The following is a 24026-nucleotide window of genomic DNA, read 5'->3' as shown; positions in this document are numbered from 1 at the left end:
GGACAACCGCTTGCGCGGCCTTTCATCTACATAAACTCATTCACATAGACTTCATCCCGTATTAGCACACCTTTCGATATGTTATCCAAGATCCAAGGGTAGATTACCCACGCGTTACTCACCCGTGCGCCACTCTACTCGGCACCCGAAAGCGCCTTTCGCGTACGACTTGCATGTGTTAAGCACGCCGCCAGCGTTCATTCTGAGCCAGGATCAAACTCTCCAATTAATCCTTTTACTCTCTGCTGTCACTACTCTATACTACCAGGTTTTCAAAGATCAAACTTACAAACCAAAAATTTCGCAAACAGTTTCCTGCCCTTGAAAAACTTGAGCAGACTATTTTATCCACTCGGTCTTGTCAAGAAGTTTTTATTACTTTTTCTTCTCGCTTGAAGTGACTTTTAGGCCACCTACTCAGAACTCCTTCTCTCGAAGAAGCCTTCGTGTTCAAGACCCGCCGAAACTATAGGCTACTGATCACTTTGTCAATCGTTTTTTTTCATTGTTGCAACTAAAAAATGAAATATACTATTATTATTGGATATTCAGCAGTTCATTTATTTTGGCAAGCAGCTCTATGATCGAAAAAGGTTTGGGAAATGAAAAAGATGCGCCAACTTTGGTAGCTATATTCAGATAATCCTCAGACTGTATTCTGCCTCCACCTGAAATGGCAATTATCTTTACACCCGAATCAATCCTCTTAAACGCCATTATAGTTTCAATGCCTTCTTTTTCCGGCATAATTATATCTGTAATAATAAGGTCTGCTTTCTTTTTCTTGAAAGCATCTATACCCTCTCTGCCATCAGGAGCATCATCGACCTCAAAGCCTGCCTTTTCAATGGCCTGACGCAGCATCAGCCTGATCTGGAGTTCATCATCAATTATCAGAATTCTTTTTTTTATGCCTTCCACGTTTCAACATCCATAATCGCATCAAGTTAATGAGGAGCTATTTCTATTTTTCCACTGAGTATAGCCATAACACTTTTCCCTGAACCAGTACACCTAAAAAAAACTGCGTTATTGTTAAACGAGCCTTCCTGCCTGATCCCTATAGAGAATTCCGGTGCATCGGCAACTATTTCAAGCGTTGGCAAGGTCAAAAGGATGCCTGAAACTGAAAGATTGCGCCTTAAATTGGGATTAAGATCAACCCCAAGATTATATTTATTTATTTTCGTCAGAACCGGGAGCTCGTCAACAATGTCAATTCTTAAATTTCTGGTGTCGGTGTATGACTTTATTGCATATTCTCCCAAAACCCTTTCGTCATTGTATGCAGTATAGAGAAGCCCCTCTCTGTCTGTTTCATCCTTTATGGCATAAAACCTCTGATACGTCCTTGTATTTGAGACAAATACAGAAGTAGGTTTCCCATCAAAAGCTCCATCAGTATCAGTATACCGCATCTCCCTTATTTCTGCCTTTATAGACATATTATCGATTTCTATCTCAACTCCTCCCTGACCGTGAATTTTTTTAAGAGTCTTATCGTCAAGACGTTGAAGAGCATATACTGGATCCTGATGAATTCCGCACAGAAAAATCGGAATAAAAAACACCGCTTTCTTAAGCATGAGATGCCTCTCTGATTTTATTAAATAGGATTACAAGAACAGTAATTACTGCCATTTATAAAATGCAAAAGCGGGGAGACTTTTAAACCGTTGTATTTTTTTTAATTTCAGGCCGGTTAATTTTCTGAGGCTTTTTTTAAGTCCTTATTTCTTTCATCTTCACCTGCAGATACAGCCTTTGCCTTGTCAACTGGAGCCTTCATGCCCTTAACCGCGTCCTGGGCAATTTCATGTTGTTTTTTTTCTATCACCCCCATTTCCTTTTTATTATCCTGCTCGGTTTTAGGGGTGTCATTAGAGCATGATACAATTACCAAAGGCACAATAATAAACAAAACAGACATTATTCTCTTCATTACAGCCTCCTATATTCGATGGTCTCGTAAAAACTCAAAAAAAGGCGGTGGCGTCATGCCGGACCTGATCCGGCATCCTGTAATTTCAGGCAATTCTGGATTCAGCCCTGCGCCGGAATGACGATAATCGGACTTTTTGCGGCCTTGTCATATTTGCTATACAGCCTGATCAGGCCCAGATTTTTCACTTGCTTCATTTTTTTTGCCCGACATGGTCATCATTTCAATGTTTTTCATTGCCGCATCCATCATCAACTTTCCCCATATATTCATTTTCGGACTAATCAGTTCCATTACAGATCCGGGATCCATACTCCCATCCTTGACTTTATCCGTTATTTTGGACATAAGAATGCTCTGAATTCCGGCAATATTTGGAAGGCCTATGGCTTCACGTACTTCTTCGGGGGTGGCCTCTATAGATATATTTATTTTCATCGGCTTTACCTTTCGTAGACACATTATAAACATTAAACACTGTTTAATGGCTTTAAAGCAATTTTTATTTAAAGTGAATAAAAAAAAATACAGGCTTTAGTTATTTAATATATATGCGGAGAAAAACTGGAGATTAACATGTCACTACTAAACAGATTACTTCAATTCCCCCAAAAAAAACTGATTAAAAACTTCGACGCTGCAGTTAATCATGTTAAACACGGAATTTATCACAGCTTAAAGAGCGAATTCATAAAGTCTCAGGACGAAACCTATTCAGGACTTCTTGCGGCGGCTGTGACCAACGAATTATTTGCGCTTCAGCCAACAACAGAAGAGGCAAGAATCTTTGCCCTTAAAAACAAAAAAGTGATCGAACATCAGATTAGTGATCTTAAAAACAAGAAGGAAATAACAGAAATACTCAATATCACCCTTCGCTTGAGAGCTAAAATGATTTACGAAAACGTTTCGTCTGGCACTGTTATAAAAATTAACGGGAAGGCCATTGACAATCTAAAAAAATACGGGCTTTTAATTCCTGACATTAACTTGCCAACACCGAAAAAATTCATTGCTAAAGCAAGGGCATTTCATAAAAAAGCCATGAATTTTATCTGGTAGTTCATTTACTGTCTTCAGTCTTCCACTTATCGTCATTGCTTTTGAATTTTTTTTCTTGCCCTCGCCAATTGGCGAGGGCATTTTTGTCAAACTCCAGCCATTTTTTATCAGAACTCAAGAAGCCTGACTCTCCAGTTTTCCATTCGGCCTTTTCAGACGTCTCATTTTTTTTCCAGGAAGAATCAGAATTTTTCCAGGCCAGATCCCGAGATCTCCAACCCTGTTGCTCCAGTGCAAGACTTGATTCAAGGGGTAAAAAAAAGGACGATATTAAAATGATAAGACCACAAAAATTAATAAAGAGGCTGAATTTCAATAATGCATCCTCGCATGGACACCGAAATTTTTAATATGGCAAGAAAAACAAAATGATCGTACCCCATAAAAAAACTGGGTGCGTCGTCTTTTTATTCAAGCCTACATTAATTCAGGCACAAGTTTCAAGTTAAATATCAGTATAAAATATCATCATGGTCGGGAAAGAATGAATTATCAGGATCTGTGTGATTGGGGAGCCGAATACTATCAAAGTTAAAGCTACGGCAGACAGCCGCAAACTAAACAAAAGACCGATGGAGTATATTATGAGCCTATAACACAAAAAGGGAATCGAGATATACTCGAATTCCCTCTTCGAAAAACCGGCAAGAAAATTTTAACGCTTGGAGAACTGGAAGCGAGCACGCGCTGCTTTCTGACCGTATTTCTTTCTTTCTTTCGCACGCGGATCACGGGTAACCATGCCAGCTTTTTTAAGAACAGCTCTGAAATCAGGATTTGCAACCATCAATGCTCTTGCAATTCCATGCCTCAAAGCACCGGCCTGGCCGCTTATTCCGCCACCGCTTACCGTAGCCATTACATCATATGATGCGAGGGTATCAGTTAAAACCAGCGGGGATTTAACAGCAGTACGGGCTGTATCTACTGTAAAATATTCATCGGCCGGCTTGCCATTGACAACTATATTGCCACTGCCGCTTTTTAGCCATGTACGGGCTACCGAGGTCTTGCGCTTTCCAGTTGCATAATATCTATTTGCGTTTTCCATTATTTACTCCGGTCACTGATTCTGTATTATACTTTAAGGGTCTCTGGCTGCTGAGCCTCATGCGGATGGGTAGCACCTGCATAAACTCTAAGTTTTTTAAGCAACTGACGCCCAAGACGGTTCTTTGGCAGCATTCCCTTCACAGCATACATGATCAGAGCCTCTGGATTTTTCGCCATAAGCTTTTCAGCAGTAATTTCCTTAAGGCCGCCTACATATCCACTGTGACGATAGTATTTCTTGTCTTTTAGCTTATTGCCTGTAAGGGCGATCTTTTCAGCATTAATTACGATAATGCTGTCTCCAAGATCCGCGTGTGGGGTAAAAAGAGGATTCATCTTACCGCGTATTCTCGCTGCAACCTGGGTAGCCAAGCGGCCGAGTATCATTCCCTCTGCATCAACCACAAACCATTTACCCGCATTATCGGATGATTTGGCACTATATGTATATTTCTTCACTGTTTTCACTCCTGCAATTTTTAAAAAACTTGAATTTATTAAAGGCTTTTGGAATGCATGTCAAGGAAAAAACTTCCTGAAAAAACAGACTTACGAATGGGCATCCACAGATTGCTTGTAAAGTCTATAATACAATTCGACTCCGATAGCCAATATAAAAATTTATGAACTATTCAATTATATGCAATCCTGGCGGAAGTGTCTCACCAAAAGCCTCGTCACGGTCAGATTTCTTCATCTGAACCACATTTTCAATTCCATGCACATATGAGTCATATCCGGGAACTGATTTAAGCCAGTTTATAACAGTTGTTACAACTCCGGGAGAAATATCCCTGACCCTGTCACCTGTTTTTGCACATATTCTGGCAATTGCTGAAGCAATAACCTGTCTTTCAGCTGTCGCCTGTTTCATGAGCTTTTCAAGCCAGATAACAGCCTCAACCGGAGAAACGACTCTGTCTGCCGATCCGTAAAGAAGTTCTCTTGCTCCGAGCCTTGAAAGCGCCCATATTTTCCAATCCACATCTTTCTTTACGGAAATAAAAGGAAGCAAAGCCTTGCCAAGTCTTACCTTATCATTCTGTGACAGATACTCCATACTCACAAGAGCCATCCATATATCCTGCTGCTCTTTAGGAGAAAGTTTCACAGATTCACTCTTCTTCGGTATAACAAGTCCGGCCGTTTCCTGATAAAACTGCCTTTGCTGGCCTGGTTTAAGTCCGCCTGAAATTCTTCTCCAGAATATCCACCAGTCAGAAACCACCTGGGAATTTTTAGGATGCAAAATGCCGTCCCTGTATATTTTCCAGACTCTCTGAATTCTGTGTTCATCAAGGGCATCTCCAAACCCAGGGCGCATGCAGAAGCCCGTAAAATTGAGCCACCTGCTTTCATAAGTTGCCGAAACAGATCGTTTTTCAACAAGTTCAATCAACTCATCAGCCATTGCCCTTATAAGCGGAAGCGGCCATTTTTCCCTTATATTGCCTGAAAGGGCTGAAACATCCCTGGTCAGGCTCTGGAGCAGAGAGTTATCAGATGATTCGAATGCTTCCCTGACAAGCCTTTTTGCCTCAAGCACAAGCCCTTCTTCAATTGCCACTGTCCTGGCGATCTTCAGGGCAGTCGGTTTCTGCCTGAGCTGAAAAGAAAGTTCCCATTTATTGGGGCTTATAAGGGATCTGCACCAAAGCTTAAGCGCTCCGACCTCTGTATATTCTGCAGCCAAGTGTACAGGAACTCTTATCTCATCACCCTTTTTTCCATATGACACTACTGTCTGGATAGGCGGAAGGGCCGAGAAGGTATCATCGACATCTATGATATCACCCATCCTGTCACCAGACCTGAAACTTGAACTGTATACATCAAAACTCACAGGCTTGTTTGCAAGAACCTCAAAGTCACGATTTTCAAGCTCAATTTTTGTGCCTTCGTCCAGACCTCTTTCCACAAGACAGATGGCGCTTTTCTTTTCAGGTTCTGCCCCACCTACGCCAAGATAATATGAACGAGGACTTCCACTTCCGACTTTTACCCCACTTCCTGATTTCACAAGACCGTAATATGAAGCCCCCAAGGCAACGGCAAGATCCGGATCAGGATTTTCGAGTACTGAAGGTGAATGGTCGGTGCCGAACCATGATTTAATCGAATCAATAATTCTGTCCTGAATCACCGTGGGTTTTAATGACCCGCCATTAAAAAGCACATGATCTGGAACAGGAAGCTTACCGATCGCCTTTTCGACGTCAGCCTTATGTTTTTCAAGGAACCAACCGAGATGTTTCGTAATTGCTGGCTCGCCTTCGTAAGGGAGGCCAAATTCGGTTATCGCCTTTCTTGAGGCAATTCTTTTTTTGTCATCTGAACCGACAATTGGAAAAAAACCATTCACTACGATATTGAGCATGTCATCAAAAACAAGATCGGCTGAAATTGTGCCGGAAATAAGCTTCCCGCCCTCACCCATTATGGTGATACGCTCACGCTCAGATTTTGCGTCAAGAATTCTTTCCTTGGCAGCCCTGCATAAATGGCAAAGTGTTTTCCATCTGTCTCCTGAGAGTGAAATATTGGATTTACCAAGCTTCATCTCCACAAGCCTTGCAAGGGCAAGATCTATATTATCACCGCCAAGAATAAGATGATCTCCCACAGCAAGCCTGTCAAACCTCGGAGATCCTCCATCGGCCTCCCTCAGGGCTATGAGAGTAAAGTCAGTTGTACCGCCACCGACATCACATATCAGAATCAATTCTCCAGGCTTTACATGACTGCTCCAGTCATCTTCATGACGGGCCAACCAGCTGTAAAACGCTGCAAGCGGCTCTTCAAGCAGAGTAATGTCACCAAGTCCGGCTCTTTTGGCAGCCTCAACCGTAAGATCTCTTGCCACCTCGTCAAAGGACGCAGGAACAGTAACTGTTACAAACTGATTCTCAAGATAAAATTCAGCATCATCCTTTTTTTGATAATTCCAGGCTTTTTTTATATGCTTGAGATAAGCTGCCGAAGCGTCGACAGGTGATCTTTTCTGAATTGACTGTGGCGATCCCCAAGGGAGAATGGAGGAAAGGCGATCCACATTTCCGTGGCAAAGCCATGATTTGGCTGAAGAAACCAGTCTCGAAGGAATTTTGGCCCCAAGCTCTCGTGCATAAATCCCTGAAAAATCATCTTCCTGGGTTGCCCATGGCAATTGCAAAGCATCTTTAGATATTTCGTATTCACCTGGCAGATAAAGGAAAGAAGGAAGAACAGGGCTGGCTGTAAGCTCTCCGGCTCCGGAAAGCTGCGGCACCTGAAAAAGATCTATTTTTCTTGATTCAGGATTCTTTGATCTGTTTACACACGATACAGCACAATTTGTGGTGCCAAGATCAATGCCGATTATGTATGGCCGGGTAATTTTACTCAAGCGATTCACGCTCCCTTACGCTGAATTCGAGGCGCCATTTTCTGTCATCATTCCTTGAAACACACCAGAAATCAAGGGTTCCAATTTCAGTTGCACGTACTTTTATTCCAACTGGAACCTGACCTCCGGCTTCGCCGTCCAAAACAGTCTCTATGGTGGTCAACTCTTCTATTTCATCATTCCAGTCCTCTACAATATCCCCAGTTTTATCCTCAAGTCTTGTGGAAGATCTTAAAACATCAAAATGAACGTTTTCTCCGACAACAAGAACAAAATCTCGATCCGTGATCTCTGCCTCGGTTCCTTCCTCCATGCCAAAGGGAGCAACGCAGAGTGCCTTGGTCGGCAAAGGAATTCCTGGAATTGCGGGCATGGATGCGGCAATGGATATATAATACGTCTTGGCAAGGCCGCCCCTTATTCGAACGCCCCCTGTTTTTTTCGTAAATCCATAAAATGCGGCTCCTATGGCTACGCTGAGATCAAGGTCAGATGATTCTATCTCCCTGACGCCGCAGCCGCCCCATGAATTTATTACTTCAACGATTCTTTTTCTGAGTGCATCAGCCTTCATTACTCCGCCGTTGAAGAAAACAGCTGTCGGAACATGCAGATCTTCAGGCATTGACCCGCCGCGTCTCAGGAATCTGGCAAGATGCTTTGTAATTGCCGCGTCAGATTCATAACCAAGACCAAATTCCTTCAGACCTGACTGGCGAGCCTTTACAGGAGAATCGGTAGAGTGGCACTGAGGGAAAAACCCCTGCAAAACAAGATTTTCAATTTCCTGCTTAACAAGATTTGTCTTTATTGTTCCGCCGATAAGACTACTTCCCCTGCCAAGCACTGAAACGGGTATTTCTTCCGGAGATCCCTCTGAAAGAAGTTTTTCCTTTGCAGCCCTGCAACTCTGGCCAAGAGCTCTCATCTGCCAGGGATCGATCTTTACACCTTTCTTTGCAAGGTTTGCGGCGGCGGAGTAAGCCATGGCAAGATCCATATTGTCACCACCCACAAGAAGATGATCGCCGACAGCAACACGCTCGAGGGAAAGATCGCCTCCCTCATCTGATACGCTTATAAGGCTGAAGTCTGTCGTACCGCCTCCGATATCACAGATCAAAATACTGTCACCTGATTTTACAGAATCCCTCCATTTATCATCTGAAGAGGCTATCCATGAATAAAAGGCTGCCTGGGGCTCTTCAAGGAGAGTTACATTTTCAAGGCCTGCCTCGTGAGCAGCTTTTATTGTAAGGTCTCTTGCATCAGCATCGAAAGATGCCGGAACGGTGAGAAATATTTCCTGGAATTCCATCATAAGCTCGGGGACATCGCCTGCGATTTCATGGTTCCAGGCATCCCTGACGTGCTTAAGAATCAAGCATGAAACTTCTACTGGACTAAGTTTTCTGGAACTATCAGGAGCGCCCCAGGGAAGAATCGGCTGGGTTCTGTTAACCATATTATTACAAAGCCATGATTTGGCAGATGATATAAATTTGTCAGGGACTTCAGCGCCTCTGTTTCTTGCCATCTCACCAACCGCAGCATCATTATCTTCATTCCAGGGAAGCGCGAGGGATGACAGATTCTGATCATGTTTTCCTGGAAGATAGATAAAAGAAGGAAGCATATCCCTGCTGGCAACTTCTCCTGATGATATCAGCTGGGGGATCTGAAAAACATTAACAACAGGTTTTTCGCCCTTTTTTGCTGATGCTTCTGTGTAGGCAACAACTGTGTTTGATGTTCCTAAATCTATTCCTATAATGTAATGGGCTTCTGTCATTAACGGCCTACCTTTATTATTGAATCTCAATTTCCACAGGAGCCATTATGCTGGCGTCTTTGACCTTTGAAAGCTCCGGCATGTTCTGTTTGGATGCTTTCCACCCCCTGTGCCTTACAATTCCCTTGAAAGGCGGATTTCCAGTTACGTTGCCTACAAGCTTGAAAACATCCGGATCAAATCCATCTTCCACAACAATATCCGCGCCCTCTTCCTTGTCAGTTACAGGCACAGGATCGAGGTATTTTTTCATGGTTTTTTTGCAGCTCTCATGAATCCCCCTGACTGCGGCTCCAATCTGTTCATCCTCATAAACTGAAAGATCCTCATTGAAAAAATCAAGAAGGCGACCTTCTCGCTGAAGCACTGATAGAAAATGCAAAAATCTTCTTTTTTCCTCTTCAAGATCTCTTTCAGGCGCCTTTTTTTCGCCTTTCAGAGGTTTAGAAGGTTTGAGAGATGAAATTATTCCTGATGTAATGCTTTTTGAAATAAAAGCGTCTATGATCACAAATATGAAAAAGGCCACGGCTGGTATTGCATAGGCGTAAAGTCTGAATTCTTCTGAAAATATAAAACCGGGCAAGCCATGAATATCTATTTTTAATCCTGAAGGCATCTGGGAAAATGATGAAAAAACGCCTGCTAAAGCCAGGATCAAATATATCAAAGCCTCTGATAGTCCAAGGAATGCAACCCATATAAAAAAATTCTTAAAAAAGAATTTCCAGTATGTATTTTTCGGGGTCTCCACTATTTCTGCTCCTTCTGTATGTTCAGTAAAACATGATATTTTGGTGATCAATATCCGGAAATTTAATTAAAAGCTGCCAAGTGTCAAGGAAAACATGCTTTTTCTTCTTATGGCTCCATCTAAAAATGCCTTTTTGCCAGAGCTTGTTCAGATATCTGCGTCGGCCTCATACTCGAACATCATTTTATACCTCATGAAATCTGGCCCTCCGTTCGACACTTACTTTCTATACTTCACCTCGTCATAAATTGAACTTTTCTGTCAGATGAAAGGTCAAAAGCCGCTTTTTGAAAAAAGCTTAGCAAAAACTTTTCGGTTATGGTTTCTTTTGCTTGAAAAACATATGCTCTCGACTCGTGATATAAAAACCATAAAAGTTCTGGGAAAGATCTGGAAAACCCTTTTTCAGAAGGGTTTTCCAGTAATAATGCAACAACGTGCTTGCCATTCAAACAGCCTGACTCATTTCAAATGTTCAAGCTATGGCATTGATATGTATATCAAATAAGAATTCTAATTTTAAACAATACCATTAAAAGCATTTACAGACTGATCTAAGCAAATTAATCCAAGTAAATCTTTTTCTGAGCAAAATATTTCCCGGCTTTTTCATTGAACTATAAAAAAGCTTATGATATCGGTTAACAAACTGAAATCTTTGGATGATTGAAATGAAACAGATAATAGGCGCACATTACATTAAACGCGACAGATTTGATTTTGAGATAGGGTATTTGAGGCAAAGCCCATGCATCTCATGTGACAGGAAAGAAGACCTTCCTGGCTGCTCAGGATTCTGCGAGATGATTATCCGACTGCAGGAAACGCTTGCGGCTGGAATATCCTGCTCCAAATTTTAATCCTGGTGAATAAAATAAAAAAGCAGGCTTAGGCCTGCTTCATAAAATATCTGCGTAAAGACTCATTCAAGGTTCCTAACCTTCAGCAATCATCCTTTCAGAGATTTTCATTCCGGACTGTTCAATGTTTTCCATTTTTTGAACTATGAATCCGGACGGCTGATATTCTGGCACCATTGATCTGAATGTAGAAACAATGCCCGATATATTCTGGATATCTGCATATCTTGTAAGATTTCCTATACCTTGGGCAAATATTTTCATATTTCTTTCAGCGCCCTTTAGTACCATGATTTTTTTGTGCGGGGTCGGGCAAACCCCTTCTTCAGCAGTAATAAGCTCTTCATAAAGCTTCTCGCCGGGCCTTAGGCCTATATATTCAATTTTGATATCTATATCCGGCTTGAAGCCTGACAGTTTGATAAGCTCCCTTGCCATGGAATCTATTTTTACAGGAGTCCCCATATCTAGGATAAAAATCTCTCCGCCATTCCCCATGGTTCCTGCCTGTAGAATAAGCTGGCAAGCTTCGGATGTTGTCATGAAAAACCTTGTCATTTCCTGATGAGTAACAGTAACAGGGCCACCGAGCTCTATCTGCTTTTTGAAAATAGGCACGACACTGCCACCACTGCCGACAACATTCCCAAATCTGACGATCATAAATTTGGTTTTAACGTCCGTAGAATTATTCTGATTTTGAATAAAAATCTCAGCAACCCTTTTGGATGCGCCCATGATGTTTGCAGGCCTGACAGCCTTGTCTGTTGAAACAAAAACAAACCTTGAAACATCATATTTCTTTGCGCATTCAGCCACATTCATGGTTCCCATGATGTTGTTATCAACTGCTTTCCAAGGATGTTTCTCAAGTATTGGAACATGTTTATATGCTGCCGCATGAAAAACTACATTCGGGAGATAGTTTTCAAAAACGCTGTCGAGATGGTGAATATCCCTTATATCTCCAAGGACATAAGCCATTTTGATACCAGGAAATGATCTGGCAAGTTCCTGCTCAGCTTCAAAGAGCTGGGTTTCGGCCTGATCAAAAAGAATGAGCTTTTCTGGTTTAAAAAGAGCTATCTGGCGACAAAGTTCAAAACCTATGGAACCTCCTCCGCCTGTCACAAGAATACGTTTGCCCTTGAGAAGCTCATAGATCTTCTTTTCATCAAGATTAACTGCCTCACGGCCAAGAAGGTCAAAATATGAAACATCACGGACAAACTTGATTGCCTTTTCACCCCTTATTATTTCACTGATGTTAGGCATTATTTTAAAGCTTATTCTGCTTTCTTCGCAAATATCTATTATTCTGCGCATTTGTATAGATGTGGCCGAAGGTATGGCGATGATGATCTGGTCAGCCTGAACTTTTTCGGCAGCAGCGTCAAGATTGTCGATACTGTTTAAAACAGGAATGCCGTGTATTGTTTTGCCAACCTTAACCGGATGATCATCAAGAAAGCCCACAACTTCGTATGAAAGCTCCTTGCTCGTCCTGATTTCCCTGCAGATTTTCTCTCCGCAGTCTCCTGCGCCTATTATTATTACCCTTTTCTTACTTGAGGGGGTTCTGTCAAAAATTGAACATATGGAATTGAAGACGTCTTTCCATGTTCTTGAACCACCTCTGAAAGCATAGAAAGATCTTAGGGAAAGCCGAAAGGAAGTAATCATGAAAATGGTCAGAAACCAGTCAATAAGAAATACAGACCTGGAAAAGCCATCAAAACGATGAACAAAGAGAATGAGACAGATGCAAAAAAGGCTGCCGATTGTCGAGCCTTTTACGATGTTGGCAAGATCCACAAGTCCGGTGTATCTCCACATCCCCTTGTAAACATCAAACCAGTGGAACACAGCCATTTTGATTAGAAGTATCCAGGGATATGCCTGAAAAATCTGAATCCAGAATTTTGATGAAAGCTCAGCTGTTAAATCAAGCCTTATGAGGTTTGCAGTAAACAATGCTGCTGTCAGAATACAGATATCAACAGCCTGAATTATGAAAAAATTCTTATATAATAGCTTTAGGCGCATTTTATATACCGAAGGACTCCGGATAAAATTTCTTTGAACAAAATCATAAATGAATGGATAATTCGCGGAACCATTAAAGTTCAATAATGAAAACGATTTTAATAATTATACGTAAAAAAGGAATTACGCAAGAGCTAAGCTGAGACCTTTTTCAAATCAGGGCTCGTTTCGAACCTTAATCTTATCCATAAAAACAACAATAACAGAACACAAATAAAAAAAATTACTAAAATCATTCCTGGGATATTGCCAGCAAATCTTAAAATGGCGATATAAATCAGTCCCATGATTAACTGACCGAATCCATAAGATAAAGCAACCTTCCAGTGGGCTATCCCTGCCTGATTTGCAAGAATCTGATAAATATGGGATCTATGCGGCTGTGCAATATTCTCCCTTCTTTTAATTCTTAATATAATCGTACTTATTGAATCCACATAAAATGGAAGCATGAAGGCAATCATTGAAACAAATTCGATACAGGAACCGGAATATACAAAAGCAGAAAAACCAAACCAGAATCCGATCAGAATACTACCAACATCTCCCATGAATACTTTGGCAAAGGGGATATTAAATGGAAGAAAACCAATACAGCCAAAGCCGATCGCAAGAAATACAGACAGATACATGCCAATCACAAAGTCAGTGTAAATAAAAAGCAAAATGGCCGCAATTATTGCTGTGATACCGGCAATTCCGTTTATGCCGTCCATAAAATTATAAAAATTGGCCGTACCTGTAATAAAAAAAGCCCAGAGAGCAATCATAAAAAAACTTAAGTTTGGGGAAATGCAGTAAACGCATACGCCAGCAGCTATCATCTGGATTACAAGCCTCAGGCGTCTCGAAACATGCCTGAAATCTCCGTAAAAACTTATAATTGAGAGAAAAGCCGCAGAAACCCAAATATACGGGCTGATACCCACAAATATCGAACCGAAAACAAAAGCCAGAAGAATACCTATTCCTCCGCCTTTGGGGGTAGGCCTTGTGTGGGAACTTCTTTCAGATGGAATATCCGTGAGTTTAAGCACATGTCCATATCTTGAAATTACGTACGCCCCTGAAATCCCAAGAATCAGAGATACAGCAAAAACAAAAAGATCATTCATTCATGCCAGCCATTTTTTAAATTATGTATAACAGCAAAGTCAGTAACGTTTGAAAACAGATTGCCATCTACTGCCATGTCTTCTGTGAATTTTTCAATTGCAGAAATAAGAGGTCTGCGGCCCATAAATAAGCATAAAGCCTCATCAACTATTGAAAAAACTAATTTCAAAGGAGCTAAAGGAATGCGGATAACAGAGGGACACCTACCGAAAGATTCAAGCATGGATGAATATATTGCCTCAAGAGAATGAAAAGAGCCATCTGTGATATTAAAAAAGCGGCCCGGTGTTTCTCCGTGGAGTGCAGCTGAAATTGCTGCATAAACAGCATCATCTGCGTGGATCAAAGTGCGCCTGTTAAGGCCATCTCCAGGCAGAATTTTTATCCCTGCTTTTGCCAGCATTGTAAGAAGTCTGTAATTGCCTTTCATATTTGGGCCATAAACGGATGCGTACCTTAGAACAACCCCGGCAGGCTCTCCTGTATTTCGGCTTACAAGTGCAAGAACGTATTTTTCTGCCCCAAGCTTTGATTTTGCATATGCAGTTACTGGCGTCGGAATGCTGGATTCATCAAAAATATTTCTTTCCTCAGAAACGCCGTAGACATTAATGGTGCTGAAATAGACAAATCTGCTTACACTGTTTTTCCAGGAAGCCCTGACAAGAAGCTTTGTGGCATCAAGATTAACCCTGAATATTTCCTTATCGTCCAAAGGAGTTGGATTATTTATATGAAGCTTTGCTGCAAGATGAAAAACTGTATCAACGCCTCTGCACGCGAGAGTCAGATCTTTTTCTGAAAAAAGGCTCCCGCAAAAAATCTCTGCCGAATTATGAATGCCTGACAAGTCAGATTTTTCACGGACAAATACCCGCACTGAATATCCAAGCTCAACAAGTCTTTTCACAAGAATTTTTCCGATGGCGCCTGTCGCGCCTGTAACCAGAACCTTTTGCATCAGAAAAACCTGTAGCCCCATTTATTGAAATAAAGAAAAGCGCTCTTCATGAAAACAAGCGCCCATTTCAGCTCATTATGGGCAGCTCTGTGCCATCTGTGGATAATTTCAACATCAGGATGAAATACTGTTTTCCATTTTTCAGAAATTTTCCTGCAAAGGTCAACATCTTCAAAATAAAGAAAAAATCTCTCATCGAAGCCGCTGACCTCCCTTAAAGCATCGGTTCTTGCAAAAAGAAATGCACCAGAAAGAAAAGGAACTTCAGCAAAATCTGAATAACCAATATCCTTCATTTCATATTTTGCAATTCTGTCCGCAAATATTTTTTTCTGCTGAATTTTAGCTGGAAGAAATCTGCGGATGAATAAGTCAGAAAGCGCAGGCAGTCGTTTGTTAAGATTCTGGGGGCTGCCGTCGGGAAATATGAAATTTCCTGAAACCATTCCAATATCAGGATTAGCGTCCATATATCCGGTCAGTTTTTCAAGGCATCCAGGCATTAGAACAAGATCAGCATTCATTAAAGCGATGTATCTGCCCCGGGCAATGGTTATGGCCTGATTATGATTTGCTCCGTAGCCTTTTCTCACTTTATTATTTATCAAGACAGCGTCAGGAAATCTGGCATCTATATATTCAGGAGCACCGTCTGTTGAGATGTTATCAACCACAATTATTTCATGGCTGATACCTGCGCACGCCTTTTCAAGACCCGGCATGAGTCCCTGCAAATCTTTTCTGCTGTTATGGGAAACAATCGAAATGGTTACATCGAGTTCATTATTTCTTTTTATACCAGACATATAAACGGATTCACCTGACAATTCTTCTTAACAAATGATGAAAAATACTGTTCTGTTTGAACAATACATAAGCATATTCAAGCTCCCTGCCCTTCAGAATTCTTTTATTCACGTCCGGGCTGAAGCCTTCTTTTATGGATCTTAAATAAACACTGAATTCCCTGCCTTCAAACGCCCTTATAAATCCGAACACCATTCTGCCAGCAATAAGATAAAGAGATTCAGGGAAATCAAAATATTTTCTTATCAGCCATATGGAATTCCTTGTCGGATAAAAAACACGCCTCGCGTTTGTTCTTCCGGCAGGAACAAATCTGTGAATAACCCTGCATAAAGGATCAAAAATTATTTCAAAACCAGCAAGTTTTACCTGAATCGCTGTCTCTATTTCATTCTGGTAGAGAAAAAATTCCTTTGGAAACCACCCTATCTGCCTGAAAAGATCCCTTCTTATTGCAAAACCGCATCCAATAAAAGCCGGAGAAGTAACGCACTCGTCATTATCAGGAAGATGCCATTCCCTCACCCTTTTACCTGAACCTGACTCAATCCTGCACGCTATGGCTCCGACATTTTTTTTCCCGTCAAAGGTTTCAACTATCCTGTCCAGACACTCAGCGTCAACAGGATGGGAGTCATCATCAAGAACCATCAGATATCTTGATGAAGCCTTCATACATGCCTGGTTTATGGCCTCTATACCTGAATTGGAAGACATGCGCATGATCCTGACAAGATCTTTTTTTTCGTTGAGATATTCCCATGTCGAGTCAGAAGAAGCGTTATCCACAGCAATTATCTCTAACCAGGGCCTCTGCTTTTTAAGATCAATCAGATGCTCGATGGTAAATCTCGTTTCAGAAAGCCTGTTATAATTCAGAACTATTATGCTCAGATCCGGTATGTTTAGGTACGGCTTCATGCTCACCTTTTCATTCCAAGAGGATGAAGAGAATTCACCACAGACGGATACCACAAGGTCATTTCCTCTCCTGAATCAAGAACGGATGAAGCAAATTCGACGCCCTGCATGAATGAATGATCCATATTCCCGACCTCGTATTTCCACCCTCCGAATCGTCCCCTTGAATAGATTCCAAGATCCTGAAGCTTTTTAAGATATGGAAAAAGAAGCTCGTCCCTGTTTTTTGAAGGAGTCGGATATCCATGCTCAATCGAGTGATGCCAGGTATGATTGATTTCCTGTCTCGATCCGATCAACTTTGTATTTAAACAGCCCTGTATAGCTTCTTCAACAATCCGTCCCTTGTCCACATTCTTTGATGGACTCTCGCTCACTTCGCACATGAGAGACCAGGAACATGCGGAATCAGGAACATTATTTGGAGAATAATTGCTGAAAACCGTAACCCTGTAAAATGGGCAGTTATCTTCAGGAAAATACATCCAGCATTTGGTTGAAAGTTTTTCAGGAGGATGGCCTTTAAGACCTATTCCCACAACATGGGTGGACGAATGCTTAAGCTTTGGGGCAGAATTATATGGAGAATCAAGGTCAGATATTTCGACTAATCTGGTCAGGGGCATTGTGGATAAAAGAATGTCATATTCATCCGAAGATCCGTCTTCAAAGAAAATCTTTTTATTTTGAGATGAAACAGAAGCTATTTTTTTGGATTTTATCATTTTTGAAGAAGGCAATTTTTCTGCCATGCTATTCCATATCCCGCCAGTTCCGCCATGAAGAGGAAAACGGAAAGTCGAATTAGGCCCCCAGGAAATCGAGTCTTTATCAAAAACAGAATTTTCAAGGATACCTTCAAGAGCCACAGGAGCGACTCTCTCGCCAGTCCAGTTCCAGCCCATTTCTTCAGGAGGATATGCCCAAACCTTATAATTGTATGGTCTCAAAAACCATTTTGCCAGGCCTGTTCCGAATGTCATGTCAATCCACTGGGCAAAATCGGCAGGTTTATTATGGGGCGCAAGTTTTGAAAGATCCATCACGCCTTTGAGGCATTCCCAGAAAACCTCTTTCGGCAGCCTGTGGATATTATTCTGAAGAGGATAAGGAATAAACCGGTCCTGCATCCAGACCCAGGCCTCCCTTTCGTGGAAAAGCCAGCCGTCATTTTCGCCAAGCACGGTATCCATGACTTTATCAAAATAGTTGTAATGGCTGAAAAGAACATGGCCGCCTATGTCCCACCAGAATCCTTCATCATCTTTGAATGATGTGGACAGACCGCCAAAACGGTCGGACATCTCGTAAAGAGTCCAGTCCTCATGCCCTATTTCTGATAAACGCCAAGCAGCGCCAAGCCCGGTCGGTCCGCCGCCTATTATTACAATCCTCATCAGGATAATCTCCAAAGGCCTTTTTTTATTGGAAGTACATATCAGGGGATTTTAGATACAATATAATTAGAATCATTGCGAGAGTTTGTTTTAATTGAAGGCTCATAGGCCTCCGGCGGGTCGCTTTTTTGTAAAAAAGCTCCGCAAAAAACTTTTGGATTTTGTTTTAAGCGACACCAACAAACCGGATCATTCTTTGGTTTTCAAATATGCTCTTCTTGAAGGGCATTTCAAAATAGTTAAGGCTACTGGTGCGACAATAAACACAACAATTATAAAATCTTCTGCAAAACCCAAAAGAGCCATTAATAATGAAAATAATCGGTTGTAGATACGTATATGCGATACTCCTTGCCTAAAGTGGAGCATCACATATACGTCTGCTTAGAATAGATTAATTCAAATCCTTGAAGAGCATATATGTTATATCCTCTGTATCGGTTTCATATCGTTGCATGTCTGAATTATAATGAGATTCCCATTTGTCAATTCTAATTTTTGCAAGGCTGCCCTCATCAGTTAGTGCACAAATGGTTGTTCCGAATTGAAAATAAAAGGGGTGATTGAATACCCAGTTATAAAACTCATGCTTTTCGTCACGCGTACTGGCTCTGTAAAAATAAGGCCACTGGGAAATCGGATTTGATTCAAGCGAAACATACTTATTTTTAATCATTTCATAGGTTAAGGCATCATAGTTTGTGGAAGTATCGAACACAAAAAGCCTGCCTTTATCAGTAGTAGCAGCACTGCACATCCAGTAAGGCGTATCCTTATCCTGAAACATAGAGAACCTCACATCCCAGCCTTCAAACCAATTGGGATAATATGAATTACCCGCAATGTTCTTATCAAGATCAAAATACGCGGTTGTCTTCATATCGCCGTGCAACTTGCGGGTTATGCCGACAGGCGCCGTAAACGAAACAGGCCGCTGTGAGGAAAAGCCGTCAGTGTTTGAAGCTATAACGGTTTCACTGCCAGTCGGGACATATTCCTTAGGAAGATGGGCAGTGTACACAGAGTCAGCATCATCATCAGTCATTGCATATTTTGTACTCCCGTTTATTGACGAAAGCATATAGACTTCCTTTACCTCAAAATAGTCGCTCACCGCAGCAGCTATCTGTTTTGGGAACTGGTCTGTGATGGCATCCGTTGATACAGGCATATCTGGCACAGGAATAGGGGACATGGCAGCCCAGCTGATAGGCGGAGCCGAATTGCTATCGCCAGGAGCGGCTTTGATATAGATTACAGTTCTTGGCTTCAGGCATACGCTGAGAGGATCTGAACCCGCCTTTTGAAAGTCCCTTTGCGTATAATTGCTGTCAAGGATTATTCCCCACTTTTCCTGGTCAAAAGCAAGCTCAATCGATGAAGTACCGTCAGGGAATGATAAAACATAACTGTTAAAACTTCCGCCGCCGTAATTGCCCAGAAGCCAGTAAAGTGCGTCCCTCACTGTAATTGGCGGTGAAAAATCACTGACAGGATCACCGGCATAGACAAGGTGATTTGCATAATGTCCGTCACCTGCGTCCACTACGACTGTCGTCGCATTTGTCGTGATTCCGGGGCTGTACTCCGGCCATCTGCCAATATCAGTCAAAACATTAACATGCATGGCTTCGTCATAGACGGGAAGCTTTACAGTTGCCGTTACATCCGTCACAGCAAGGCAGAAAGGCGCTCCTATTTCAAAAGACCGCAGTTCGTCTACACTGAGTAATATGTCGCCTTCCTCGCCGGTTGCCCCTACCCGCTTATCAACATTCCAGAAATTTCCTGGCCCACTTGGATAGGTATCACCCGCAGCGAGCGCGGCAATGCTTGCATTCGGCTTGAAGGTCGCTATGGCAGACCTGCCCTGAAAAAGGGTTACGGTGGGCATCACATTGTACGCTGGAGCCGTGCCGTAATTTGTAACCTTGATATTAAGTTTGATTTTGGCGGCTGCATCGGATTTGGTACTTGTTACCTTCGACCAGTCGCTGACGCCGGAGTTACTGTTTGTGACGGTATTGGTGTTAATATTCGGCTCAACAACTTTACCAAGGGCAGTTCGAAACGCACCTGCGGCAAATGAGTTACCCAGCCAGTTCAGCCCGGAGACGGAACCTGTCTGACTGGATTTGCTGACTGTATTTGTCCACGAATTACTTCCTCCAGACGTAGACACAATATCTTCAAGCATGGTTATTGAGTAGCTGTCCATCTCGACATAAAACTTGGGGAAAGCTGGAACTGAAGGGTTTCGGCCAGGATTTATGACAGCCTGATCCATGTTGACCCCTTTTGCTTCAAATGAGTCAGTGTACGGGTCGCCATCTGTGCTTGCCTGATGAGGATTGGTCTTATAGTACTTGACGGTATAGTCAAGCTGTTCAGGGCTCTTAACGGCAAGCTGGCCCGTTTGCACATTATAGTTAACACCCCATGGGACTATATCACGGTTGAAACCGCTTATACTGAAGCCGTAATATTCATATGCATTGGGTATCCCATCACAGTCTATATCGTCAAGACCATCATGTTTGCCGTCGTTGTTATCATCAGTATCAAGGGCCGCAATCTTACCGTCACCGTCAGAGTCAGTTATGGTGCCAACCGCTGCTTTAGTGCCTGTTTTTAATCTTGTCTTTAGAACCTCTTGCGAACTATTGTCCTTGCCGAGTAACATCTCATAGAGATCAGTAAGCCCGTCACCATCAGAATCGGCATTTTTAGGATCTGTCCCGTTTTTTGCTTCAATAATATCATTAATGCCGTCACCATCCGTATCTTCGGGTATACACGAGCCGGTTTCCTTGTCATAATAATAGCCTTGGCCGCAGGCTTCATTGTCCGAATCACTCCCGTCACAGCTTAGAATAGTCCATAAGGGAAATAAAAAAAATAAAACGAGCAACAGGCATGAATGCTTTTTTTTGTGCATGGTTTTCTCCTCGCTATATGTTTGTTTAGTTTTATAAATATCCCCGCGTTGCCCAGCTTACCCATTGTATAAAATAACACGCTTCGCCTTGACATCAAAAATATAATAACGGGTGACTCCTTCAGGATAAGCTTAAAATAGAGATTAGAAACTGTTTGGTTAAAGTCCATGGAATTAAGCGGTAGAATGACAGTTTAAGAAACATCGTTGTTTAGAAAAGTGCCGCGCGTCCTTATTCTCTTTTTTGAATTTATCCTTGCGTGCTTCCAGCTCTTCACAAAATAACTGTCTTAAATAAACAGCAGATGAATAATTGACTCATGGTCCATGAAGAATCAGTTATGCAGATTTCAAACCGGGAAAACGGTATTATCAAATTTTTTATTTTTCAGGCTTATTACAGAACGTTTCAAAAGCTTCCCTTGTCTGCGGAAAACCATGTTTTTGAGCAAGCTCCCAAGGACGTTCACACTGCTTGGTGCGCTCGCACCACGAATATCCGGCTGATCCGATGCAGCCATGTTCATCCCGGTCAGAACCCGGCATACCTGCTATTTGGGATTTTGAAGTATCGCTGCATCCTGTAATGGCTAAGATAAGAATAGTCCCGAAAATGAGTTTCAAGCGCATTTTAACCTCCTGAATATTGAAAAGAGATTGCTTAATAAATGGACTGGAGACATATGCGCCCTGTTTCGAACTGGCACGACTCCGGTTAATTGTATTCGTATCTAAGCCTTGCTTAAAAATTTTCTGACTCGCAAAAAAACACTTTTGAGAGCGGAAAAAAGCTTGGGAATAAGCCAGATTACCAGGGCAATAAAAAGAGCGAGCAGAAGCAGAAAAATAATAGGATGATAAAGGGCCGTCATTATTCCAGCCACAACAAGTATGTCCTCAAAAGTTGATGCCGCCCAGTTGGAGAATGGTTCAGGAGAGGTATTTATAAAAAGACGGGTAGACATTTTCAATCCGTGTGAACCAGCACTAAGCATAGCGCCAACCAGCATTGCCATCACAATCAATGCAGGGTCAACCCTTCCCATGACTGCCGCCGCAAGTACTGCACCGGCCGGAATACGAATGAATGTATGAACTGCATCCCAGACTGAATCGAAAGCTGGAATTTTGTCGACTATGAACTCAACCACATACATAAAGCAAGCAAGAGCAATAATTTCAGGACTGGTTAATAATCTCAGGGATTCCGGCAGAATCAGACTACCGGTGCTGCCAAGAATACCCAGTGTCAGTATCATAGCGTAGAGATTGATCCCGCTGGCCCATCCGACAACCATCACAAGCGCTATAGTATTAACCAGTCCCATATTATTCTCCATCATTATAACCTTACCGCAAGGCTACATCGAATCCGGCATTCGACTTTAAATATTCAGCTCGACTTCAGATTATTATCTCTTTGAAGAATAACATTTTAATATTTAAAAATACAGATCGTCTTTAAAGGCTACCTACAGGAACAGATCTCTTTATTCAGAAGCCAATATGAACCAGCACAAATTATATTCAACGAGCTAAAAGCCTCCCTCTTTCCATTTCCATTTTTTTTGTGTATTCGTAGTTACAAAGTTATTCTTATTAAAGGTATCCATAATGAACAAACAGGCAATAGAAGTTACGGTCACAGAACTTAAGGAAATAATTGACAGATATCTCAACGCAGGATCATCCATCAATTATGCTATCAAGATTGTCGGACATCCGGGCGTTGGAAAATCATCCGTAGTCAGACAGGTCGCGAGGGACAGAAATTTTCTTTTCATAGACACAAGGCTGGCATTCAAGGAAAATATTGACCTTGGAGGCTATCCTGTTCCTGATCATGCTTCAAAAAAAATGGTCTATTACAGACCTAAATTTATTCCTCCTGAAACACTTCCCGAAGGATACAAGGGCATTTTATGGTTTCTGGATGAATCCAACAGGGCGCATCCTACTGTAATCCAGACCCTTTTTCAGATAATCACTGAACACATATGCGGAGAACACCAGCTTCCTGACTGCACCTCAATTCTTCTTGCAGGGAATCTTGGAGAGACCGACAACACCACAATCACCGAATTTGACGATTCAGCGCTTGATGGAAGGCTCGCAATTTTCCACCTGAAACCATCTGCAAAAGAATGGCTCAAATGGGCAGGTGGCGCTGAAATTCATCCGGCTATAATTCATTATATTTCACTTTTCCCTGAAAGACTCTGGGACGAGAAGCACATACATCCGAATCCAAGGGGCTGGCATCAGGTTTCCCAGACAATAACCCTGTCTTATGGGCTGGAAACGGAAGGGGAACTAAAGGCTTATCTTTCATCTAATACTGACAGTCCTCTTGAAAAAACCATCACAGCCCTGATCGGGGATGTGGCAGGTTTTGACTTCATCATGCAGCTCACAGTGCCGAGGCTAATATCAACCTCTGACATAATTAATGGTAGCGATGACAAGCTCGAATCCATGAAAAAGGGGAAGATCCCGGCAGAAGACATTTTATGGGCAATATCAGGTGCTGTCTCATGGCTCAGGGAAAAGGCCGTAAACCTCAAATCAGATTTTAAGGAAGACGATCTTAGCGAACTTGGCAATATTCTCCGCTTCATAGGAATGACGAGATCTGACGCAAGAATGTCGTTCTTTTATCTTTTATTGAGGGAATGCGGACTTCTGACAAAAATTCCTGCCGCCCTTGAATTTGTTAGGAATAAAGAGGAAAGAGCCGAGCTTCTGAAAAAATTCGATGCTGTTATGAATATGTAGAGGCTTTATACAGAAAATGCGTGGGATTTTTGAAAAAATCCCCCCGCGCCCCCTTAAACTTTATGGATTTGTAATGTTTGAGAACGGCTATATTCCTCAAACCCAAAAGTTTTTGCGGAGCTTTTTTCAAAAAGCGACCCGCCGGAGGCATTCGGCTGAATGTCGGATTACGGACAAAGGGCGTCCTAATCCGACCTACGAGTAGGCCTTTTTTATG

At 42.0% G+C, this 24026-nt stretch carries 21 protein-coding genes and 1 rRNA gene; 3 read left to right on the top strand and 19 right to left on the bottom strand.

Annotated features, from left to right (window positions below; all coding sequences use genetic code 11):
- The 5 genes from K245_RS0113100 to K245_RS24415 form a co-directional block, all read right to left on the bottom strand.
- Nucleotides 1–229 (bottom strand): 16S ribosomal RNA (locus K245_RS0113100); the annotation flags it as partial.
- Nucleotides 230–537: 308 nt separating this feature from the next.
- Nucleotides 538–921 carry a response regulator transcription factor gene (locus tag K245_RS0113095; protein WP_027359629.1) on the bottom strand — a complete coding sequence of 128 codons (384 nt, stop codon included), beginning with the start codon at nucleotides 919–921 and terminating at the stop codon, nucleotides 538–540.
- 26 nt (nucleotides 922–947) lie between these two features.
- Entirely contained in the window at nucleotides 948–1586 is a 639-nt protein-coding gene (locus K245_RS0113090; protein ID WP_027359628.1) for a DUF6160 family protein, read from the bottom strand.
- Nucleotides 1587–1702: 116 nt separating this feature from the next.
- Nucleotides 1703–1942: a hypothetical protein gene (locus K245_RS0113085; RefSeq protein ID WP_027359627.1), complete on the bottom strand. Its 240-nt coding sequence runs from the start codon at nucleotides 1940–1942 to the stop codon at nucleotides 1703–1705.
- 156 nt (nucleotides 1943–2098) lie between these two features.
- Nucleotides 2099–2380 (bottom strand): hypothetical protein, encoded by a 282-nt coding sequence (locus K245_RS24415; protein WP_051284112.1) that lies wholly within the window; start codon nucleotides 2378–2380, stop codon nucleotides 2099–2101.
- A gap of 138 nt (nucleotides 2381–2518) precedes the next feature.
- On the opposite strand from K245_RS24415, the gene K245_RS0113075 reads away from it, so the two are divergent.
- Nucleotides 2519–3004: a hypothetical protein gene (locus K245_RS0113075; RefSeq protein ID WP_027359626.1), complete on the top strand. Its 486-nt coding sequence runs from the start codon at nucleotides 2519–2521 to the stop codon at nucleotides 3002–3004.
- Nucleotides 3005–3659: 655 nt separating this feature from the next.
- Here K245_RS0113075 and rpsI read toward each other — a convergent pair.
- The 5 genes from rpsI to K245_RS26680 all read right to left on the bottom strand — a co-directional run bounded on the left by rpsI (nucleotide 3660) and on the right by K245_RS26680 (nucleotide 9988).
- The gene (gene rpsI / locus K245_RS0113065) at nucleotides 3660–4055 is read right to left on the bottom strand and encodes a 30S ribosomal protein S9 (RefSeq protein WP_035277206.1); all 396 of its coding nucleotides are present in this window, start codon (nucleotides 4053–4055) and stop codon (nucleotides 3660–3662) included.
- Nucleotides 4056–4081: 26 nt separating this feature from the next.
- Complete coding sequence (rplM, locus tag K245_RS0113060) at nucleotides 4082–4516, bottom strand: 50S ribosomal protein L13 (RefSeq protein ID WP_051284111.1); 435 nt, start codon at nucleotides 4514–4516, stop codon at nucleotides 4082–4084.
- A gap of 169 nt (nucleotides 4517–4685) precedes the next feature.
- Nucleotides 4686–7442, bottom strand: coding sequence for an Hsp70 family protein (locus K245_RS0113055; RefSeq protein ID WP_027359622.1), 2757 nt, complete (start codon nucleotides 7440–7442; stop codon nucleotides 4686–4688).
- On the bottom strand, nucleotides 7435–9234 hold the full coding sequence (locus K245_RS0113050; RefSeq protein ID WP_027359621.1) for an Hsp70 family protein: 1800 nt from the start codon (nucleotides 9232–9234) through the stop codon (nucleotides 7435–7437). Before K245_RS0113050 ends, K245_RS0113055 begins: the two co-directional genes overlap by 8 nt.
- A 16-nt stretch (nucleotides 9235–9250) precedes the next feature.
- Complete coding sequence (locus tag K245_RS26680) at nucleotides 9251–9988, bottom strand: DUF2760 domain-containing protein (protein ID WP_051284110.1); 738 nt, start codon at nucleotides 9986–9988, stop codon at nucleotides 9251–9253.
- A gap of 671 nt (nucleotides 9989–10659) precedes the next feature.
- On the opposite strand from K245_RS26680, the gene K245_RS0113035 reads away from it, so the two are divergent.
- Nucleotides 10660–10848, top strand: coding sequence for a hypothetical protein (locus tag K245_RS0113035; protein WP_027359619.1), 189 nt, complete (start codon nucleotides 10660–10662; stop codon nucleotides 10846–10848).
- Between the two features lie 75 nt (nucleotides 10849–10923).
- Here the strand turns inward: K245_RS0113035 and K245_RS0113030 are convergent, their stop codons facing one another.
- The 9 genes from K245_RS0113030 to K245_RS24390 all read right to left on the bottom strand — a co-directional run bounded on the left by K245_RS0113030 (nucleotide 10924) and on the right by K245_RS24390 (nucleotide 22362).
- Complete coding sequence (locus K245_RS0113030) at nucleotides 10924–12894, bottom strand: polysaccharide biosynthesis protein (protein ID WP_027359618.1); 1971 nt, start codon at nucleotides 12892–12894, stop codon at nucleotides 10924–10926.
- Nucleotides 12895–13028: 134 nt separating this feature from the next.
- The gene (locus tag K245_RS24405; protein ID WP_051284109.1) at nucleotides 13029–14009 is read right to left on the bottom strand and encodes an MraY family glycosyltransferase; all 981 of its coding nucleotides are present in this window, start codon (nucleotides 14007–14009) and stop codon (nucleotides 13029–13031) included.
- Complete coding sequence (locus K245_RS24400; RefSeq protein WP_051284108.1) at nucleotides 14006–14971, bottom strand: NAD-dependent epimerase/dehydratase family protein; 966 nt, start codon at nucleotides 14969–14971, stop codon at nucleotides 14006–14008. Before K245_RS24400 ends, K245_RS24405 begins: the two co-directional genes overlap by 4 nt.
- Nucleotides 14971–15777: a glycosyltransferase family 2 protein gene (locus tag K245_RS24395; protein WP_051284107.1), complete on the bottom strand. Its 807-nt coding sequence runs from the start codon at nucleotides 15775–15777 to the stop codon at nucleotides 14971–14973. The genes K245_RS24400 and K245_RS24395 overlap by 1 nt, the downstream gene beginning before the upstream one ends.
- A 10-nt stretch (nucleotides 15778–15787) precedes the next feature.
- Nucleotides 15788–16699 carry a glycosyltransferase family 2 protein gene (locus tag K245_RS0113010; RefSeq protein WP_035277205.1) on the bottom strand — a complete coding sequence of 304 codons (912 nt, stop codon included), beginning with the start codon at nucleotides 16697–16699 and terminating at the stop codon, nucleotides 15788–15790.
- 2 nt (nucleotides 16700–16701) lie between these two features.
- A complete protein-coding gene (locus K245_RS0113005) occupies nucleotides 16702–18096 on the bottom strand; it encodes a protoporphyrinogen/coproporphyrinogen oxidase (RefSeq protein WP_027359616.1) in 1395 nt (464 codons plus the stop codon).
- 394 nt (nucleotides 18097–18490) lie between these two features.
- Nucleotides 18491–21034 carry a binary toxin-like calcium binding domain-containing protein gene (locus K245_RS0112995; protein ID WP_027359614.1) on the bottom strand — a complete coding sequence of 848 codons (2544 nt, stop codon included), beginning with the start codon at nucleotides 21032–21034 and terminating at the stop codon, nucleotides 18491–18493.
- A 381-nt stretch (nucleotides 21035–21415) separates the two neighbouring features.
- Nucleotides 21416–21664 carry a hypothetical protein gene (locus K245_RS0112990; RefSeq protein ID WP_027359613.1) on the bottom strand — a complete coding sequence of 83 codons (249 nt, stop codon included), beginning with the start codon at nucleotides 21662–21664 and terminating at the stop codon, nucleotides 21416–21418.
- A gap of 101 nt (nucleotides 21665–21765) precedes the next feature.
- Nucleotides 21766–22362: a DUF4126 domain-containing protein gene (locus K245_RS24390; protein ID WP_232223826.1), complete on the bottom strand. Its 597-nt coding sequence runs from the start codon at nucleotides 22360–22362 to the stop codon at nucleotides 21766–21768.
- Nucleotides 22363–22648: 286 nt separating this feature from the next.
- On the opposite strand from K245_RS24390, the gene K245_RS0112980 reads away from it, so the two are divergent.
- Nucleotides 22649–23809 carry a hypothetical protein gene (locus K245_RS0112980; protein WP_027359612.1) on the top strand — a complete coding sequence of 387 codons (1161 nt, stop codon included), beginning with the start codon at nucleotides 22649–22651 and terminating at the stop codon, nucleotides 23807–23809.
- The last annotated feature ends 217 nt before the right edge of the window (nucleotides 23810–24026 follow it).

Origin of the sequence: Desulforegula conservatrix Mb1Pa (assembly GCF_000426225.1) — a bacterium.
Lineage (GTDB): Bacteria > Desulfobacterota > Desulfobacteria > Desulfobacterales > Desulforegulaceae > Desulforegula > Desulforegula conservatrix.
This window is presented reverse-complemented; position numbering and strand designations above follow the sequence as displayed.